Raw genomic sequence first — 18986 nt, 5'->3', positions numbered from 1 at the left:
GTGGCCGTGGACATGACCGGGGCCACAGGGACTGAATAGGCTCCGAACAGACTTCACGCCCCCACGACTTGGAGCTTGACGTGCATCGCAGACTCATCGCCCCGGGCGCTCTCGCCGCTTCCTTCCTGCTGGCGATCCCGGCATCGGCGGCCAGTTACTCCCCCGGGGCGCCGGGCATCGGCGACCCCTACTACCCGGCCTACGGCAACGGCGGATACGACGTCTCGCACTACGATCTGCGGCTCCAGTACCAGCCGCAGACCGATGAGCTGGAGGGCACGGCGACCCTCCTGGCGACCACCAAGCAGGATCTCTCGCGCTTCAATCTGGACTTTCTGCTCGATGTGAGCGAGGTGCGGGTGAACGGCGTGAAGGCGTCGTTCGCCACGTCCGGCGAGCACGAGCTGGAGATCACCCCGAAGACCCCGCTGGCCAAGGGCAAGACCGTGACGATCGTGGTGCGCTACAGCGGCGTGCCGTCGTCGAAGACCGCGTACGGGTTCACCAGCTGGCACCGCACTCCGGACGGAGGCGTCGGCGCGAACGAGCCCGAGGCGGCGTGGTGGTGGTTCCCGAGCAACGACCACCCGCTCGACAAGGCCACGTACGACGTTTCGGTCAACGTCCCCGACGGCACCCAGGCGATCTCCAACGGCACGCTTCAGTCGACCAGTTCACGGCTCGGCTGGACGCGCTACAACTGGCGGTCCAACAAGCCGCAGGCCACGTATCTCGCCACCCTCGCGGTGGGCAAGTTCGACATCACGACCGGGACGACCGAGAGTGGCATCCCGATCATCAACGCGTACAGCAAGGACCTGGGCGACAACGCCGGGGCGGCGCGGGCGAGCATCGAGCGCACCGGGGAGGTCGCCGACTTCCTCACGGAGTACTTCGGCCCCTACCCCTTCAACGCGCTGGGCGGGTACGTCCCGAACACCAACACCGGGTACGCGCTGGAGACGCAGACGCGGCCGTTCTACAGCCCGCGCCAGTTCGCGAACGGGTCGAACGTGTCCGTCGTCGTCCACGAGCTCGCCCACCAGTGGTACGGGGACGAGGTGTCCGTCGCCGGGTGGAAGGACATCTGGATCAACGAGGGCTTCGCGCGGTACGCGCAGTGGCTGTGGTCGGAGCACGAGGGTGAGGGGACGGCGCAGGAACTCGCGGACTACGTGTACGCCTCGCACCCGGCTGACGACGCCTTCTGGACGGTCGCGCCCGGCGATCCTGGTCCGGAGAACCAGTTCGACATCGCGGTCTACGACCGAGGGGCACTCGCCATTCAGGCGCTGCGCAACGAGATCGGGGACGACGCGTTCTTCGCCGTCCTGAAGGGGTGGCCGAGCGAGCACGCGTACGGGAACGCGACGGTCGGCGACTTCCAGACGTACGCGGAGGAGGTGTCGGGCCAGTCACTCGGCTCGCTCTTCGACACCTGGCTGTTCCAGCCGTCGAAGCCGGGGGCGCCTGCGGCGCAGGGCGCGTCGATCGCCCGGGCCGCGGGGACGGACGGGGCTTCTTCGCTGACTCCTTCCCAGGCTCCTGCCCAGCCGAAGTCCTGGAAGAAGATCGCCGCGACCGACTCGGTGCACGATCACTGAGGTGTGATGTGAGGCGGGCGGGCGCCATCGGCTTCCAACTTCTTGACCCGGGTCAAGAGTTCGTCGCGGCTGATGGCGTCCGCCCGCGTCGACGGCACGGTGCAGGCGTGGGCGCCGGCCACCGCGCCGTACAGGGCGCAACGCCTGGGCGGCTCGCCGGCCAGCCATCCGAGGAGGAAGCCGGAGGCGAAGGCGTCGCCCGCGCCGTTGGAGTCCACCACCGGGGCCGGGGGTACGACCGCCGAGATGTGGGTCACCTCGTCGTCCGACAGGAGATACGCGCCGTCGGCTCCGGCCATGGCGACGACCACCTCAGCGCGGCCCCGCTCGACGATCTGCCGCATCGTCCGCTCCGGGTCGGGCAGTGCGGTGGTGGACACGAACACGAGGTCGGCGGCGTAGGCGAACGGCTCGTGGTAGGGATTCTCGCCGTCCCAGTTGTGCAGGTCGGTCGAGAGGGTCACCCCGGACTCCCGCAGCGCGGGGAGCGTGAAGGCGCACGGGTGGGTGATGACGACATGCGCGTGACGGCTCGCCCCGGCCAGCGCCCGGACCGTCTCCTCCGGCAGCCGGTCCGTCTCCCGCGAGCGGCTCTCGTCGTACAGCGACAGCCGCCGTCCTCCGGGGTCCACGAGATTGACCGCGCGCTTGGTGCCGCCGATCTGGAGGACCTCGGTGAGCGGGATGCCCCGGTCGCGGTGCAGCGCGCGGATCAGCTCGCCCTCGTGGTCGTCGCCGATCATGTCGAGGTGGTGCGTGCGCAGGCCCAGGGTGTGCACGCCGAGGGCGACGAAGTCCCCGCTCTGGCCGGCCCGGGTCTCGATGCCGGGCCGGATCATGTAGCTGTCGGCGTACGGGAGCGGGAGTTCGGGGACGTACACGATCGTGTCCACACCCGCGCCGCCCAGGACGAGGACGTCGATCTCGGTGGTCATGGGGGTTCCTCTCGGCTCTGGGCAGGTGAGAGTCAAGCAGGGTCTACCAGTACCGGCAATGGATTGCAGAATCTTTCCGCAAGCCATTGCCGTTGCCCCGCATGACCGTTGCTCCTCATGACCGTTGCCCTTCTTGGCCGTTGGCCGTGCTCAGTCCCCGTGGTCATACACCGTCACGGATATCCCCTGCTTCACCAGCCGCTCTGTGACGAGCGGCTCCACGCGGGACCACTTTCCACCGGCCAGACCGCAGCCGATCCGGGGCATATGGACGGACGCGCCGAGCTCGGCGGCCTTGCCGGCCAGCAGTCCGAGCGCGGTGTCGATGGCCTCGTAGCGCACGGGCACTCCCTTGCTGCCCGTGCGTATGCCCCGCTGGCCGACCAGGTTCGCCACCCACACGTACCGCTCGACCTGGACGAACTGCGCCGCTCCCAGGCCGAAGTCGTTGCGTGCGCGGTCCCGGTGCCAGGCCCGGTACGCCGCTTCGGGTTCCGGCCAGCGGCGCGAGACGGCGAGTACGAAGCCTTTACCCCATCCCCCGATGTCGTTGCAGACATGGGCGATCACCTTGACGCCCTTCCCCAACGGAACGGTGGCGTCACCCCGGACATACGCGATCTCTGACATGAGGCAACCGTAGGCGCAGCCACTGACAGTGACCGGCGACCGGGCGGACAGCGGGCGGCGGCTTTCACAACACTGGTGAGACAGCAATACTGTTGCACCTGACCGCTGCACAAGCGGCTGCACCTGACCGCTGCACGACCCGGAGAGGCAGGACCCGCCATGACCACCGACACCGAGGAGCCGGCGCTCACGGTCGATGAGCTGGCCGCGCGTGCGGGTGTCACGGTCCGTACGGTCCGCTTCTACAGCACCAAGGGTCTGCTGCCGCCGCCGGTGATCGGGCCACGGCGTGTGGGCCACTACAGCCAGGAGCATCTGGCCCGGCTCGCGCTCATCGAGGAGTTGCAGCACCAGGGCATGACGCTGGCCGCGATCGAGCGCCATCTCCAGCAGTTGCCGCCCGGCCTGAGCGCCCACGACCTCGCCATCCACCGTGCCGTGGTGGCTTCTTGGGCGCCCGACGCGGCGGAGGACGTGACGCGCGCGGAGCTGGAGCGGCGGGCAGGGCGCTCGCTGGGCGAGGAGGATCTGGACCGGCTCGCCGCGATGAGTGTCATCACGCGGACCGCGGACTCGTTCCGCGTGGACCCTGGGCTGCTGCGGCTCGGCGTACAGCTCCTCGACGTACCCATCGCGCACGAGACGATCCTCGCGGCCCGGGCCGTACTCCTTGAGCACTCGCGCGCGGCGGCCCACGAGTTGTCCGCGCTGCTGCGTGACGCGGTGGGCGAGCGCGAGTCCGTGGCGGCGGTGAAGTCGCTGTCGGCGCACATGCAGCCGCTGGTGGTGCAGGCGCTGCTGACCACGTTCCAGCGCTCGCTGAAGGAAGAACTCCGGGAGTGGCTCAAGGAGTCCTGAGCCACCCCCCGGCTCGACAGCCGTCTACAAGTAGGCGGACCCGCCCGCCACGTTGAGGGTCTGGCCAGTCAGGAAGCCGCTGCCCTCGTCGACGACGTACAGCAGGGTCGAGACGAGATCGGACGGCTCCTGGGTCCTGGGGACGGCCTGCTGGGCGCGGACGTGCTCGAAGCCGCCGTCCGCGCCGACGGTCCGTTCGGCGGTGGCGGTGCGGACCATGCTCGGCGCGATCGCGTTGACGGTGATGCCGCAGGGCCCGAGCGCGGAGGCCAGCGAGCGCGTGAAGCCGATCAGGCCCGCCTTCGAGGAGACGTACGCGACCATCGTCGGGGGCGCGGTCAGGACGGCCGCCGACACGATGTTCACGATACGGCCCCAGCCCGCCGCCTTCAGATACGGCAGCACGGCGCGGGACAGCAGGAACGGCGCCTCCAGATTGACGCGCATGACCCGCCGCCACTCCTCGGGCGTGGTGTCCTCGAAGGCCGACTCCGGGTACACACCCGCGTTGTTGACGAGGACGTGCAGTGTCCCGAACCGGTCGATGACGCGCTCAAGGGCGTCCGCGATCTGCTCCTCGTCGGTGACGTCGGCGATCAACTCCAGGTAGTCCAGCACCCGTTTGGACGTCTCGGGCTGCGGCACGAGATCGATCCCCGCAACCCGGTATCCACGCCCGGCGAGCGCGACGGCGAACTCCTGCCCGAGGCCCTGTGCCGCTCCGGTCACCAGGGCGGTACGTGTCTCCATGGGGCGAGTGTGATGAACCGTCAGTCCCTCGGCAAGAGCGCATTCCACTCGCCGGAACGGCCCTGTTGCCGCGGGCGTTCGTGAGGCCCAGGCTGCGGGGCGAACGCCCAGCCAGCGTCAGCCGTACGGGAGCCGTGCCCGATGACCGAGACCGAGCGTGCCGTGGACGACGCCGAGGGCGCACGTCAACAGGGCGGCGAGGGACGGCGGTTGAAGCTGCCGTCGGGCTGGCCGCGGCCCCACTGGTCCCGAGTTCGCAGGCTGGTCCCGGACGAGTTGGGCGTGCTGGTCGTCCTCGGGCTGCTGATCGCCGGGATCGGCATCCCGTACCCGGACTTCCTCGACAGCGACAACCTGCTCACCACCGCCCACAACTCCGTCTACATCTCGCTGATGGCATGCGGAATGGTGTTCGCGCTCGCCATGCGCGAGGTCGATCTGTCGGTGGGCGGCACCTATGCGATGTGCCTGGTCGTCGGGGCGCTGCTGGTGCGGGACGGCACTCCGCCGTGGCTGGCGGTCCCCGCGATCCTGCTCACCGGGACCCTCCTCGGTGTCTTCAACGCGCTGGTCACGACGCTGCTCGCGCTGCCCTCGTTCATCGTGACGCTGGGCACGCTGATGCTGTTCCGCGGCGTGGGGCTCGCGCTCGCCGACGGCAAGCAGATCACCGATCTGCCGCTGAACGACTCGTTCTTCACGCTCGCGGGCGGCGACGCGGGCGGGGTGCCGTTCGCCCTGTGGGTGCTGATCGCGGTGGTCGTGGTGCTGACGGTCGTACTGACCCGGACGCGTTTCGGCGCTCGGGTGCGGGCGATCGGATCCAACCCGGACGCCGCCGAGTTCAGCGGCATCCCCGTCGTCCGCACCCGGGTACAGGCGCTCGCCCTGTCCGGGCTGACCACGGCCTGCGCGGCGTCGCTCGCGCTCGCCTTCTACGGCGCCGGTGACCCGACTCTTGGCCAGGGCTACGAGTTGCAGGCCATCGCCGCCTGCATCATCGGCGGCACTCCGCTCGCGGGAGGGCGCGGATCGGTGGTCGGGGCGGTGGCCGGAGCGATGATCCTGTCCGTCGTCGCCTCGGGGCTCGTGTTCTTCGAAGTACCCATCAACTGGACGTCGTTCGCGACCGGCGGGGTGATCCTCGTCGCCGTGGCGGCGGACAGCGCGCTGCGCCGCAGCGGACGGCGACGCCGATGACGTTCACCGGTCACAAGGACCGTCAGATGTGGACCGGTCACAAGGACCGGCTGATGTGGAGGCCGTGATGCACCCCCGATTGCGTACGTGGTTCGCCGTGCCCGCCGCGCTGGCTCTCCTCGCTGCCGCCGCCGGCTGCGGCAGCGAGAACGACTCGGGCTCAGGCTCGGGCGGAAAGCTGAGCATGGGCATCGCGGTCGCCAACATCAGCCTGAACTTCGCCCATGAGATGGTCCTCGGCGCCGAGAGCGCGGCGGACCACGCGGGGAACATCGACTTCAAGGCGGTCGGCCCGCCCAACACCGACGGGCCCGCCGAGGTGCAGCTCTTCCAGAACCTCACCGCGCGCGCCAAGGACGGCATCGTCCTGGAGAACCTCGACCCGCCGATCTTCACCCGGCCCGCCGCGCGCGCCGTCGACCAGGGCATCCCCATCGTCGCCCTGGACACCTCGCCGACCGACGGCAGCAAGGTGAACTTCTATGTGGGCAACGACAATTACGCACTCGGCGAGCTGATGGCGAAGGAGGCGCTGAAGCGGCTCGGCGACGACCCGAAGGGGGAGATCGTCATCGGGGTGCCCAACCCGGGGACGCCGGTGCTCGACAACCGGGCCAAGGGCATCTCCGACACCTTCGCGAAGGAGGCCCCGAACGTGAAGGTCCTGGGCCCCTTCCAGACGTACAGCGATCCCGGGCAGAACTACAGCTCCTGGTCGGCGCAGGTGAACGCGCACCCCGACGCGCTCGCTTTCCTGGGCGTCGGTGACGCCGACAGCTACAACCTCGCGAAGATCAAGAAGGCCGAGCAGGGCACCTGGCTCACGGCGGGCTTCGACGTCGACCCGAAGACCCTCGACGCGGTCAAGGACGGCTCGAACTTCGTCACCATCGACCCGCAGCACTTCCTCAAGGGCTATCTGTCGACCGCGATGCTGATCGAGGCGGTGCGCGAGAACGACGGCAAGCTGCTCGACGGCTGGTTCCTGTCCCCCGGCGGGGTCGTCGACAAGACCAACATCGACGACATCATCGCGCGGCAGAAGACCGCCGAGGCGGCGTACGACTGGTACAAGCCGACGATCGACAAGCTGCTCGGCGACCAGCAGGCCCAGCTCAAGCCCCTCAAGGACGCGCGCTGACATGAGCGACGGCGACATGCTCGTGGCGCGGGACCTGGTCAAGTCGTACGGCGGGGTCAAGGCGCTGGACGGAGCGGGCATCAGGCTGCGCGGCGGTGAAGTGCACGCGCTGGTCGGGGAGAACGGCGCCGGTAAGTCGACGCTGGTGCGGATCCTGTCGGGCACGGTGGCGGCGGACGCCGGGACGGTTCGGCTCGCGGAGGAGGCGCGGGCGGGTGGAATCGCCGTCGTCTCCCAGGAGTTGAGCCTCTTCCCCGACCTCACCGTCCGCGAGAACCTCTACCCCTACCGGCCGCCCCGCCGCTTCGGCCTGCTCGACCGGCGTGCCATGGACCGCGCCGCCGGTCCGGTCCTCGCCGAGCTGGGACTCGATGTCGACCCCGGTGCGGGTCTCGGTGAACTCGCCCTGGCCGACCAGCAGTTGACGGAGATCGCGCGGGCGTTGCTGCGGCGTCCCAAGGTGCTGGTCCTCGACGAGCCGACCTCCGCGCTGCCCGCCGCCGCCGTGGACCGCCTCGAACAGGTGCTGCGCACCCTCACCGGGCAGGGCATCGCGGTCCTGTACGTCACCCACTTCCTTGAAGAGGTGATGCGCTTCGCGCAGCGCGTGACGGTACTGCGCGACGGGCACGTCGCACTGGACGGTGCGCGGCGTGAGGAGGTCGACGTGCCGGAGCTGGTGACGGCGATGCTGGGCGGACAGCCGCCTCCGCCCGTACGCCGCACGCGGGTCGTCGCCGACGGGCCGCCGCCTGTGGTGCTGTCCGAGGTGAGTGTGCCGGGGCGGCTCTCCGACGTCACTTTCACCGTGCGCGCCGGGGAGGTGGTCGGTGTGGCCGGGCTCCAAGGGGCGGGCCATCTCGATGCGTTGGAGGTGGTGTGCGGGCGTACGGCGATCTCTGCGGGGCGTGTCGATGTGGGTGGCCAGGGGCTGCCTCGGTCTCTGCGGGGCGCCGTCCGTGCGGGGGTGGCCTTCGTGCCCAGTGACCGTAAGCGGTACGGGCTGATGGCCGAGCGTACGGTCTGGGAGAACGCGACCTCGGTGAGCTGGCTGGCTCTGGGGCGGGGTGGAGTGTTCCCCTCGCAGGGGGAACTGGTGCGGCGTACCGGTGACTTGACGCAGCGGTTGCGGCTGCGGGGTGGTCCCCACGACATCGTCGGGCGGCTGTCCGGGGGGAATCAGCAGAAGGTCGTCTTCGCCAAGTGGCTCGCCACCGAGCCGCGTGTCGTCGTCCTGGACGATCCGACGCGGGGGGTGGATGTCGGGGTGCGCGCCGAAATGCATCGCATCGTCGGGGAGTTGGCTGCGGGTGGGGCGGCGGTTCTTCTCGCGTCGACCGATTTGGCTGAGTTGACCGAGGTGTGCGATCGGGTGTTGGTGTTCGTTCGGGGGCGGGTGGTGGGTGAGGTGTACGGGGAGCGGCTCACGGAGCATGCGTTGGCTGTGGCGGTGCAGGCGGGGGTTGCGCGGTCGGCTGGGGACTAGGTTTTTCGCCCCCTCCGCCCCTACCCGTCCCTTGTTCCTGGGGGCTGCCGCCCCCAGACCCCCGCTATCGGCCTGAACGGCCTCGTCCTCAAACGCCGGACGGGCTGAAGGATCTCTCCCCGGCCGGGGATGAAGGGCGGAGCCCCCACGGGTGGGTGGGGGATCGGGACGGCGCCGCCTGGTCGTCAAACGCCGGACGGGCTAAAAGATCTCCCCCGGCCGGGGCTGAAAGGATCTGAGGGCGGGGCTGAAGGGTTTCAGGCCGACAGCGCGCGCGTTAGTGCCCGGGCCGCCGCGCACACCCTCGCGCCTATGCGGTCGACGTCCAGGCGGCGGGTGCCTGCGGTGACCGAGATCGAGGCGATGGGGCGGGGGCCGCGGGCCCGTTCGTAGACCGGGGCTGCTACCGCGGAGATGCCGATCTCTGCCTCCTCCAGGTTGACGCCGTAGCCGCGGGCTCGGGTCGCGGCGAGGTCTCGGGCGAGCTGGCCGGGCAGGGTGAGGGTGCGCGGGGTGAGGCGGGGCAGGGAGAGGTGCGGGGGTCTGGGGTCGTGGGCGAGGAAGACCTTGCCGGTGGCGGTGCAGTGGGCCGGGAGGCGGCCGCCGGCGCGCGAGACGATCGGGGTGGCGCGGCGACCGGTGATCTTCTCAAGGAAGAGGGTGTCGGCCCCGTCGGGGACGGCCAGGTGCACGTTCTCGTGCGTCTCCTCATGGAGGTCACCGAGGTAGGGCAGCGCGATGTCCCTCAACTCCCGTGCGGACTGCGCCGATTGGCCGAGTACGAAGAGGGCGAGCCCGATCCGGTAGCAGCCGTCCTTGGCGCGCTCCACGAGCCCGAGCCGGACCAGCTCGCCGATCAGGCGGTGCGCGGTCGGCTTGGGCAGCCCCGTGCGGAGCGCGAGCTCGGCGAGGCTCAGCGCGCCCTCGGAGTCCCCGCAGGCACGCAGCAGCGACGCTCCGCGAGCGAGCACCGACTTGGGCGCCGGACCGTCCGTCATGGACCGATGGTGGGGCGCCCGGGGGCAGTTGACAAGGTGCGGGTCGGTGTTGGTCGGCCGCGCTCACCGAAGTGGTACGTCGATCAGCATCGGGCGGGTCAACCCGCCTGTCTCGGAGACGAGTTCACGCAGTTGGTCCGCGCTCTCCGCCCGCACCGCGTCGATCCCGAAGAACCGTGCCGCCTGCGTGAAGTCGAGTGCGCCCAACTCGGTGCCGGGACAGGCACCTTGGCCGCCCATGACTTCGTAGGTGTCCTGAAGGGTGCGGTAGGCGCCGTTGTTCAGCACCACGAACAGCACCGGCGCCGCACTGCGCGCCGCACTCCACAGCCCCTGCAGCCCGAACAGCGCACAGCCGTCGCCGAGTACCGCGACCACCGGCCGCCCCGGCTCGGCGAGCGCACGGCCCACAGCGGCCCCGATCCCCCAGCCGAGACCGCCGCCGACGGTGTGCGTGTAGCTGCCGGGACGGTCGAGGCGTACGAGCCGGCGCAGCAACAGGCCCACGGTGATGGCCTCTTCGACGACCACCGCGTCGGGTGGCAGGCCGCGCGCCACCGCGTGGGCCGCGGCCCAGGGCGCGAGCGGCGCCGGGGAGTACGCGGCGCGGGCCGCGGCTTCCGTGCGGTTCCGCTCGGCCGTGTGCCGTTCGCTCGCCCGCAGCACCCGGGCCTTCGCGGTGTGCGCGGGAACGCGCTGGGTCAGCAGCTCGGCCAGCCGGCCGAGCGAGGGGGCGAGGGCCCCGACGAGCCCGGTGTCGGCGGGGAAGTTGCGGCCGATCTCGTCCGGGTCGGAGTCGAGCTGTACGACCGTGATGCCGGGCGGCAGCGGAGGGCCCGGGCTGTAGTGGTGCGGGGTGAACGCGTGTGCACCGGCGATGAGGACGGTGTCGTACGACTTGAGGGCGTCGCGGATCGCGTCGTGACGCGGCGGCAGCATGCCCGCGTACAAGGCGTGTGTGGTCGGGAAGTTCAGGAAGTCGGCCATCGGCTGGTGGTGGACGGGCGCGCCGCAGGCCTCGGCGACGCGTACGAGCGCGGGGAGGGCGTTCTCGCGGCCCACGCCGTCCCCGGCGACGATCACCGGGCGGGCGGCGGCGCCGAGCAGGACGGCGGCACGGTCCAGGCCGACGGCCGCTCCGCTGCGGGGCGTCGGGGTGCGGGCCGGGACCTCGACCTCGGTGTCCTCGGTGAGCAGGTCCATGGGTACGGAGAGGAACACCGGTCCCGCGGGCGGCCGTACGGCGAGGGCGAAGGCGCGGCGAACGGCGAGTGGCAGGTCGCGGGCGTGCTGGACGTCGAAGGTGGCCTTCACAGCGGGTGCGGCAAGGCCGGTCAGGTCGCCCGACAGCATGGGGTCCTGCTGGAGGTGGCGCCGGTCCTGCTGTCCCGCCATCACCACCAACGGGGTGCGCGAGCGGCGGGCGTTGAGCAGTCCGATGAGGCCGTTGGCGAGCCCGGCCGCTATGTGCAGGCTGACGAACGCGGGCCGGCCGGTGGCGCGGGCGTACCCGTCGGCCATGGAGACGACGGCGCCCTCGTGGATGCCGAGGACGTACTCGGGAGCGTCCTCGGCGTCCATCAGCGCGGCGAGGAAGGGCAGTTCGGTGGTTCCGGGGTTGCCGAAGACGCGGTCCACGCCCTCGCCGCGCAGGATCTCCAGCAGGGCGAGGGCGGGGCGGCGACCCATGGGAACTCCTTCGGTGGGGGGCGGGGACCGGTTCGCGGTCAGCGTCGGGTCCCCGAACCACCGGGAGCAAGGGCGGCATGTCACTCAGCGATACGTCATCGCCGTCGTCAACGGGCGTCGGTGAACCGCTCCCCCTTCTCCGCCTTCTCCACCAGCAGCGCCGGGGGCGTGAACCGCTCCCCGTAGCGCTCGGCGAGTTCACGCGCGCGGGCCACGAATGCGGGCAGGCCCGTACCCACCCCGGCGCCGCCGCCCTCGTACCCGTTGATGTACTGCAGGACGCCGCCGGTCCAGCCCGGGAAGCCGATCCCGAAGATGGACCCGATGTTGGCGTCCGCGACGGAGGTCAGTACGCCCTCCTCCAGGAGCCGGACGGTGTCCAGCGCCTCGGAGAAGAGCATGCGCTCCTGCATGTCGCGGAAGGGGATCTCGGATCCCGGCTTCGTGAAGTGCTCGCGCAGGCCCGGCCACAGCTTGCCGCGCTTGCCGTCCGCGCCGTACTCGTAGAAGCCCGCGCCGCCGCTGCGGCCCGTGCGGCCGAACTCGTCGACCATGCGGTCGATGACCGCCTCGGCCGGGTGCGTCTCCCAGGCGCCGCCCGCCTCCTCGACGGCCTGCTTGGACTCCTTGCGGATCTTGCGCGGGAGGGTGAGCGTCAGCTCGTCCATGAGGGACAGGACCTTGGCCGGGTAGCCCGCCTGGGCGGCCGCCTGCTCGACGGACGCGGGCTCGATGCCCTCGCCGACCATCGCGACACCCTCGTTGATGAAGTGCCCGATGACGCGCGAGGTGAAGAAGCCGCGCGAGTCGTTGACGACGATCGGCGTCTTGTTGATCTGGCGTACGAGGTCGAAGGCGCGGGCCAGCGCCTCGTCTCCGCTCCGTTCGCCCTTGATGATCTCGACGAGCGGCATCTTGTCGACGGGCGAGAAGAAGTGCAGGCCGATGAAGTCGGTCTGCCGCTCCACGCCCTCGGCGAGCGCGGTGATGGGCAGGGTCGAGGTGTTGGAGCACAGCAGCGCGTCGGGCTCGACGATGTGCTGGATCTCCTGGAACACCTTGTGCTTGAGCGAGGTGTCCTCGAAGACGGCCTCGATCACGGCGTCGCAGCCGGCCAGGTCCTGCGGGTCCGCGGTGGGCGTGATGCGGGCCAGGAGCGCGTCGGCCTTCTCCTGGCTGGTACGTCCCCGGGAGACGGCCTTCGCGCAGAGCTTCTCGGAGTAGGCCTTGCCCTTGGCCGCCGCCTCGGCCGACACGTCCTTGAGGACGACGTCGATGCCGGCGCGGGCGCACGAGTACGCGATGCCCGCGCCCATCATCCCGGCACCGAGGACGGCTGCCTTGCGGACCTTGCGCGGCTCGATGCCCTTGGGACGGTTGGCGCCGGAGTTGACCGCCTGGAGGTCGAAGAAGAACGCCTGGATCATGTTCTTCGCGGTCTGCCCGGTGACCAGCTCGGTGAAGTAGCGGGCCTCGATGACCAGCGCGGTCTCGAAGTCGACCTGCGAGCCCTCCACGGCGGCCGCGAGGATGTTGCGCGGCGCCGGGTAGGGGGCGCCGTTCAGCTGCTTCCTCAGGTTGGCCGGGAACGCGGGCAGGTTGGCGGCGAACTTCGGGTTCGCCGGCGTACCGCCCGGGATCCGGTAGCCCGGCTTGTCCCACGGCTGGCTCGACTCGGGGTTGGCGTCGATGAAGGCGCGCGCCTTGGCGAGCAACTCCTCGGGGGTGGCCGCCACTTCGTGGACGAGGCCGTTCTCCAGGGCCCGCTGCGGGGAGTACTGGGTGCCCTGGAGCAGCACCTTCAGGAGCGCGTCCGCGATGCCCATCAGGCGGACGGTGCGGGTGACGCCGCCGCCCGCCGGGAGCAGGCCGAGGGTGACCTCCGGGAGGCCGATCTTGGAGCCGGGCGCGTCGAGGGCGACGCGGTGGTGGGAGGCGAGGGCGATCTCGTAACCGCCGCCGAGGGCCGCGCCGTTGATGGCGGCGACGACCGGCTTGCCGAGGGTCTCGATGCGGCGCAGGGAGGACTTGATGGCCGTACCGGCGTCGAAGGCCTGCTGGGCGTCCTCCGGTCCGGCCTGGATCATCTCCTTGAGGTCGCCGCCCGCGAAGAAGGTCTTCTTGGCGGAGGTGTAGATGATCCCGCGGATGGAGTCCTTCTCGGCCTCGGCGCGTTCGGCGATCGCCGCGATCGAGGCCTTGAAGGCCTGGTTCATGGTGTTGGCGGACTGGTCGGGGTCGTCGAGGACGAGGGTGACGACGCCGGTCTCGTCCTGTTCCCAGCGGATGGTGGTGGGCTCAGTGCTCATCAGGGGTTGCTCCGTTGATCCGTTGGGAGTGTTCAGACGCGTTCGACGATGGTCGCGATGCCCATACCGCCGCCCACGCACAGCGTGGCGAGGCCGTAGCGCTTGTCCTGGCGCTCCAGTTCGTCGACGAGCGTGCCGAGGATCATCGCGCCGGTGGCGCCGAGCGGGTGGCCGAGCGCGATCGCGCCGCCGTTGACGTTGACCTTGTCCAGGGACAGGCCCATGTCCCGCGCGAAGCGCAGGACGACCGCCGCGAAGGCCTCGTTGATCTCGACGAGGTCGATGTCGTCGATGGTCAGACCGGCCTTGGCGAGCGCCTTGCGGGTCGCGGGCGCGGGCCCGGTGAGCATGATGGTGGGCTCGGAGCCGGAGACGGCCGCGGAGACGATCCGCGCGCGCGGGGTGAGGCCGTGGCGCTCGCCGACCTCCTTCGAGCCGATGGCGACGAGGGACGCGCCGTCCACGATGCCGGAGGAGTTGCCGGCGTGGTGGACGTGGTCGATCGCCTCCACCCAGTGGTACTTCTGCAGCGCCACGGCGTCGAAGCCGCCCAGGTCGCCGATGTCGGCGAACGACGGCTTCAGCCTGGCGAGCGAGTCGGCGGTGGTGCCGGGGCGCAGGTGCTCGTCGTGGTCGAGGACGACGAGCCCGCTGCGGTCCTTCACCGGGACGACGGACTTCGCGAAGCGCCCGTCCTTCCATGCGGCGGCCGCCCGCTCCTGGGACAGCGCCGCGTACTCGTCGACATCGCGGCGCGTGAAGCCCTCGATGGTGGCGATGAGGTCGGCGCCGATGCCCTGAGGTACGAAGTTCGTGGCCAGGTTGGTCATCGGGTCGGCGAACCAGGCGCCGCCGTCCGAGGCCATCGGCACGCGCGACATCGACTCGACGCCGCCCGCGAGCACCAGGTCCTCCCAGCCCGAACGGACCTTCATCGCGGCCAGGTTGACGGCCTCCAGGCCCGAGGCACAGAAGCGGTTCTCCTGGACGCCGGCGACCGTGTCGGGCAGTCCGGCGGCGATCGCGGCGATCCGGGCGATGTCGGAGCCCTGGTCGCCGACCGGGCCCACGACACCGAGCACGATGTCGTCGATCGCCGCGGGGTCGAGGCCGGGGAGGCGGCGCTGGACCTCGTGGATGAGCCCGACGACCAGGTCGATGGGCTTGGTGCCGTGCAGGGCGCCGTTCGCCTTGCCGCGGCCGCGCGGGGTGCGGATCGCGTCGTACACGTACGCTTCGGTGCTCACTGGTCAAGCCTTTCAGGAGGGTTAGCCGAGGAGGGAACGGCCGATGATCTCCTTCATGATCTCGGTGGTCCCGCCGTAGATGGTCTGGATGCGGCCGTCGGTGAAGGCCTTGGCGACGCGGTACTCGGTCATGTAGCCGTAGCCGCCGTGCAGTTGGAGACAGCGGTCCGCGACCCGCTTCTGGAGTTCGGTGGCCCACCACTTGGCCATCGAGGCGTGCACGGCGTCGAGTTCCCCGTTCGAGTGATCGACGATGCAGCGGTCGAGGAAGGTCCGGGTGACGGCGCACTCGGTGGCCATCTCGGCTATCTCGAAGCGGATGTGCTGGAGCTTGGACAGCGGCCGTCCGAAGGCCTCGCGCTCCTTCACGTACTCGGTGGTGATCTCCAGGAGGTACTCGGCGGCCGCGATCCCGGCGACGGCGATGCCCATGCGCTCCTGCGCGAGGTTCGTCATCAGATGGACGAAGGCGCCGTTCGGCTCACCGAGCAGGTTCTCCTTGGGCACGGCCACGTCGTTGAAGAACAGCTCGGCCGTGTCCTGCGCCTTCTGGCCGATCTTGTCGAGGTTGCGCCCGCGCTCGAAGCCCGCCATGCCGCGCTCGACGACGAGCAGGGACAGCCCCTTCGCACCGCCTTCAGGAGTCGTCTTCGCCACCACGATCACCAGGTCGGCGAGGATCCCGTTGGAGATGAAGGTCTTGGAGCCGTTGAGCAGCCAGTGGTCGCCCCGGTCCTCGGCGTGCGTCGTGATGCCCTGGAGGTCGGATCCGGCGCCGGGTTCGGTCATGGCGATCGCCGTGATCAGCGAGCCGTCGCAGAACCCGGGCAGCCAGCGCCGCTTCTGCTCCTCGGTGGCCAGGCCCGTCAGATACGGCCCGATGATGTCGTTGTGCAGCCCGAGGGCGATCCCGGCGGCTCCCGCGCGCGTGAACTCCTCGGCCAGTACGGCGCTGTAGCGGAAGTCAGCGTTGCCGCCGCCCCCGTACTCCTCGGGCACCGCGAAACCGAGCAGTCCCTGCTTCCCGGCCGCCCGCCAGGCCTCGCGCGAGACGATGCCGTCCTGCTCCCACTGCTCGTAGTACGGCAGCACTTCCTTCGCGAGGAAGGTGCGCACGGTCTCACGGAACGCGTCGTGCTCGGGCGCGAAGATCTGCCGCTTCATTCGGGGCTGCCCTTCAGGAGATCCGGTACGTCCCAGTCGCGGGCCACGTCCGCCGTGTCGGCGCCCGGCTGGGCGGGGCCGCTGCGGACGGAGGTGTGGGTGACGGAGAAGCGCGGTGCGGGGGCGGGCTGGGTGATGCCGCCGTGGTCGGTGAAGGTGCCGCGGGCGGCGAGGTGCGGATGGGCAGGGGCCTCGCGCAGCGAGAGGACCGGCGCCACGCACGCGTCGGAGCCCTCGAAGACGGCCGTCCACTCGTCCCTCGTACGGGTCCTGAAGCGGGCCGCGACCGTCTCGCGCAGTTCGCCCCAGCGCGACAGGTCCTTGCGGGCCTGGGCCTGGTCCTCGATCCCGAGCAGGTCCACGAACTCGGCGTAGAACTGCGGCTCCAGCGCGCCCACCGCCATGTACTGCCCGTCGGCCGTCTCGTACGTCCCGTAGTAGGGGCAGCCGCCGTCGAGCAGGTTGGCGCCGCGCCGGTCCTGCCAGCCACCGGCGGCGAGCATGCCGTGGATCATCGCGGAGAGGTGTGCGGTGCCGTCGACGATGGCCGCGTCCACGACCTGTCCGGCGCCGGTCGCGCGCGCGTGGTGGAGTGCGGCGAGGACGCCGACGACGAGGTAGAGCGAGCCGCCCGCGTAGTCACCGAGGAGGTTCGCGGGGGCCACGGGCGGCTCGTCCGGCTTGCCGATCATCCCGAGGGTGCCGGTCAGGGCGATGTACGCGATGTCGTGCCCGGCGCGCTGGGCCAGCGGGCCCTCCTGTCCCCAGCCGGTCATCCGGCCGTAGACGAGCGCGGAGTTGCGGGCGTGGCAGGCCGCCGGTCCCACCCCGAGGCGCTCGGCGACGCCCGGGCGGTAGCCCTCGACGAGGATGTCTGCGCGTTCCACCAGGTCCAGGAGGCGGGCGGGCCCGTCCTCGGCCTTGAGGTCGATCACGACCGACCGCTTGTTGCGGTTGGTGACGTCGTACTCGGGGTTGATCGCGAGTCCGGAGCCGCCGGGCCGGTCCACCCGGACGACGTCGGCGCCGAGGTCGGCAAGGAGCATCGCGGCGAACGGACCGGGCCCGATCCCCGCCAGCTCGACCACGCGCACTCCGGCGAGCGGACCGTGCGCCGCCGTACCTGTCACTGCCATCAAGCCCCCAGCACTGTGACACTACTGATGTGACATCAGTGATGTTAAGAACGTGTTCCACATCGGGCAAGCCCCTGACGAGCAAGCGCTTAGTTAAATTCCGGCGCGACGGACGGCCGGGCAGCGCGCCTCAGCGGGCGTCCAGCTCCGCGACCAGCTTCTTCGGCGCGATCACGCGATAGCTCTCCTCGACCCAGTCGCACAGCAGCTCCGCGGCCGGAGCCCCTTGCTCCTCCAGGGGTATGCGCACCCAGCCGGACTTGCCGAGGCCATAGCCGGCGGGCTCGGCGCCGGGCGAGGTCAGGGCGTGGGCGTGCGCCTCCTCGTCCTTGAGCTTCAGCGTGACGCCCATCGGATAGCTGCCGTCGTCCATGCCGAGGAAGACGAACACCTTCTTGTTCACCTTGGCGACGGATTCGCCCCAGGGGAACTCCTCGTTGGCGCCGGGCAGCCCGAGGGCGAACCCGCGCACCTTCTCCCACTTCTTCAGCGCGTTCTTCGGCACCGCCACGGCTACCTCCGGCCTGTTCGCCCTGCCTCTTCTTCGGACCTCGTCGTTCGGCTGCTCGTACCTCACGCTAGCCTCAGCCACCGACAACGGCGCTTCGCGCACGGCTGGCCGGATCACGAGCAGGAGTGTCATGAGCAGGCTGAACGGGACGGATCACGCGGATCGCGCGTACGACATCGTGCTCTTCGGAGCCACGGGGTTCGTCGGAGTGCTCACTGCGGAGTACCTCGCCGCGCACGCGCCCGAGGGGCTGCGGTGGGCGATCGCAGGGCGCAGCCCGGAGAAGCTGGAGCTGCTGCGCGAGCGGCTGGCGGGCGCCACCAGTGTTCCCGGCGTCCTGCACGCGGACGTGTCCGATCCGGCGTCGCTGCGCGAACTGGCCCACAGCGCGCGCGTGGTGGCCACGACGGTCGGGCCGTACATCACGTACGGCGAGGGGCTGGTGGCCGCCTGCGCGGACGCCGGCACCGATTACGTCGACCTCACCGGTGAGCCCGAGTTCGTCGACCTGATGTACGTCCGGCACGACGCACGCGCGCGGGAGACCGGGGCACGGCTCGTGCACGCCTGCGGTTTCGACTCGGTCCCGCACGACCTGGGCGCCTACTTCACCGTGCGGCAGCTTCCCGAGGGCGTTCCGCTGCGGGTCGACGGTTTCGTGCGCACCCACGCGATGTTCTCGGGCGGCACGTTCGCCTCGGCGCTCACCCAGTTCTCGCGCGGGCGGCAGATACTGGCCGCGGCGCGGGACCGCAGGCGGCACGAGCCGCGGCTGGTGGGCCGCCGGGCTTCCGCGCCGGCGAGCGCACCGCGGTTCGCCAAGGAGGTCGGGGCGTGGGCGCTGCCGCTGCCCACGATCGACCCTCAGGTGGTGCAGCGGTCCGCACGGGCCCTGGAACGGTACGGGCCCGACTTCCGCTACCGCCACTACGCGGCCGTCGAACGGCTGCCGATCGTGGTGGGCGGCGTCGCCCTGACGGGTGCGGTCTTCGCGGCCGCCCAACTGCCGCCCGCGCGGCGCTGGTTGTCCGACTGGTTCAAGCCCGGGGACGGACCGAGCGCCGAACTGCGTGCGAAGAGTTCTTTCTCGGTGCGGTTCGTGGGTGAGGGCGGCGGGCGCCGCGTCTTCACGGAGGTCGCGGGTGGCGACCCCGGCTACGACGAGACCGCCAAGATGCTCGCGGAGTCCGCGCTGTCCCTGGCCTTCGACGAGCTGCCGGAGACGGCCGGGCAGGTCACCACGGCGGTGGCGATGGGGGACGCGCTGACGGAGCGGCTGCGCGGGGCGGGGATCACGTTCCGGGTGGCGGCCACCCGCTGAACGGGCT

General features: G+C 70.6%; 16 protein-coding genes. 6 read left to right on the top strand and 10 right to left on the bottom strand.

What is annotated here, in order from left to right; translation table 11 throughout:
* Nucleotides 1-80: 80 nt before the first annotated feature.
* Nucleotides 81-1604, top strand: a complete 1524-nt coding sequence (locus OG219_RS40630; protein WP_266835351.1) for a M1 family metallopeptidase — start codon at nucleotides 81-83, stop codon at nucleotides 1602-1604.
* On the opposite strand, the gene OG219_RS40625 is transcribed toward OG219_RS40630, so the two are convergent.
* Both OG219_RS40625 and OG219_RS40620 read right to left on the bottom strand, forming a co-directional pair.
* Entirely contained in the window at nucleotides 1598-2539 is a 942-nt protein-coding gene (locus OG219_RS40625) for an adenosine kinase (protein ID WP_266835349.1), read from the bottom strand. The genes OG219_RS40630 and OG219_RS40625 overlap by 7 nt on opposite strands.
* A gap of 150 nt (nucleotides 2540-2689) precedes the next feature.
* Nucleotides 2690-3169, bottom strand: a complete 480-nt coding sequence (locus OG219_RS40620) for a macro domain-containing protein (protein ID WP_266835347.1) — start codon at nucleotides 3167-3169, stop codon at nucleotides 2690-2692.
* Nucleotides 3170-3328: 159 nt separating this feature from the next.
* On the opposite strand from OG219_RS40620, the gene OG219_RS40615 reads away from it, so the two are divergent.
* A complete protein-coding gene (locus OG219_RS40615) occupies nucleotides 3329-4027 on the top strand; it encodes a MerR family transcriptional regulator (protein WP_266835345.1) in 699 nt (232 codons plus the stop codon).
* Between the two features lie 24 nt (nucleotides 4028-4051).
* Here OG219_RS40615 and OG219_RS40610 read toward each other — a convergent pair whose 3' ends face one another.
* Nucleotides 4052-4777, bottom strand: coding sequence for an SDR family NAD(P)-dependent oxidoreductase (locus OG219_RS40610; RefSeq protein WP_266835343.1), 726 nt, complete (start codon nucleotides 4775-4777; stop codon nucleotides 4052-4054).
* Between the two features lie 141 nt (nucleotides 4778-4918).
* Here OG219_RS40610 and OG219_RS40605 point away from each other — a divergent pair, with 141 nt between their 5' ends.
* The 3 genes from OG219_RS40605 (at nucleotide 4919) to OG219_RS40595 (ending at nucleotide 8604) form a co-directional block, all read left to right on the top strand.
* The gene (locus OG219_RS40605) at nucleotides 4919-5977 is read left to right on the top strand and encodes an ABC transporter permease (RefSeq protein ID WP_266835341.1); all 1059 of its coding nucleotides are present in this window, start codon (nucleotides 4919-4921) and stop codon (nucleotides 5975-5977) included.
* Between the two features lie 67 nt (nucleotides 5978-6044).
* Nucleotides 6045-7118, top strand: coding sequence for a sugar ABC transporter substrate-binding protein (locus tag OG219_RS40600; RefSeq protein ID WP_266835339.1), 1074 nt, complete (start codon nucleotides 6045-6047; stop codon nucleotides 7116-7118).
* 1 nt (nucleotide 7119) lies between these two features.
* Complete coding sequence (locus OG219_RS40595; protein ID WP_266835337.1) at nucleotides 7120-8604, top strand: sugar ABC transporter ATP-binding protein; 1485 nt, start codon at nucleotides 7120-7122, stop codon at nucleotides 8602-8604.
* Nucleotides 8605-8861: 257 nt separating this feature from the next.
* Here OG219_RS40595 and OG219_RS40590 read toward each other — a convergent pair whose 3' ends face one another.
* The 7 genes from OG219_RS40590 to OG219_RS40560 all read right to left on the bottom strand — a co-directional run bounded on the left by OG219_RS40590 (nucleotide 8862) and on the right by OG219_RS40560 (nucleotide 17658).
* Entirely contained in the window at nucleotides 8862-9602 is a 741-nt protein-coding gene (locus OG219_RS40590) for an IclR family transcriptional regulator (RefSeq protein ID WP_266835335.1), read from the bottom strand.
* A 63-nt stretch (nucleotides 9603-9665) separates the two neighbouring features.
* A complete protein-coding gene (locus OG219_RS40585) occupies nucleotides 9666-11291 on the bottom strand; it encodes a thiamine pyrophosphate-binding protein (protein ID WP_266835333.1) in 1626 nt (541 codons plus the stop codon).
* Nucleotides 11292-11398: 107 nt separating this feature from the next.
* Nucleotides 11399-13600 (bottom strand): 3-hydroxyacyl-CoA dehydrogenase NAD-binding domain-containing protein, encoded by a 2202-nt coding sequence (locus OG219_RS40580; protein ID WP_266835331.1) that lies wholly within the window; start codon nucleotides 13598-13600, stop codon nucleotides 11399-11401.
* A gap of 32 nt (nucleotides 13601-13632) precedes the next feature.
* A complete protein-coding gene (locus OG219_RS40575) occupies nucleotides 13633-14847 on the bottom strand; it encodes an acetyl-CoA C-acetyltransferase (protein ID WP_266472945.1) in 1215 nt (404 codons plus the stop codon).
* A 21-nt stretch (nucleotides 14848-14868) separates the two neighbouring features.
* Entirely contained in the window at nucleotides 14869-16011 is a 1143-nt protein-coding gene (locus tag OG219_RS40570) for an acyl-CoA dehydrogenase family protein (RefSeq protein ID WP_266835328.1), read from the bottom strand.
* Nucleotides 16008-17147 carry a CaiB/BaiF CoA-transferase family protein gene (locus OG219_RS40565; RefSeq protein ID WP_266835326.1) on the bottom strand — a complete coding sequence of 380 codons (1140 nt, stop codon included), beginning with the start codon at nucleotides 17145-17147 and terminating at the stop codon, nucleotides 16008-16010. The genes OG219_RS40570 and OG219_RS40565 overlap by 4 nt, the downstream gene beginning before the upstream one ends.
* Nucleotides 17148-17277: 130 nt before the next feature.
* Complete coding sequence (locus OG219_RS40560; RefSeq protein ID WP_266835324.1) at nucleotides 17278-17658, bottom strand: MmcQ/YjbR family DNA-binding protein; 381 nt, start codon at nucleotides 17656-17658, stop codon at nucleotides 17278-17280.
* Between the two features lie 130 nt (nucleotides 17659-17788).
* Here OG219_RS40560 and OG219_RS40555 point away from each other — a divergent pair, with 130 nt between their 5' ends.
* Nucleotides 17789-18979, top strand: coding sequence for a trans-acting enoyl reductase family protein (locus tag OG219_RS40555; protein WP_266835322.1), 1191 nt, complete (start codon nucleotides 17789-17791; stop codon nucleotides 18977-18979).
* Nucleotides 18980-18986: the final 7 nt, after the last annotated feature.

This window comes from Streptomyces sp. NBC_00038, from assembly GCF_026343635.1.
GTDB lineage: Bacteria > Actinomycetota > Actinomycetes > Streptomycetales > Streptomycetaceae > Streptomyces.
This window is presented reverse-complemented; position numbering and strand designations above follow the sequence as displayed.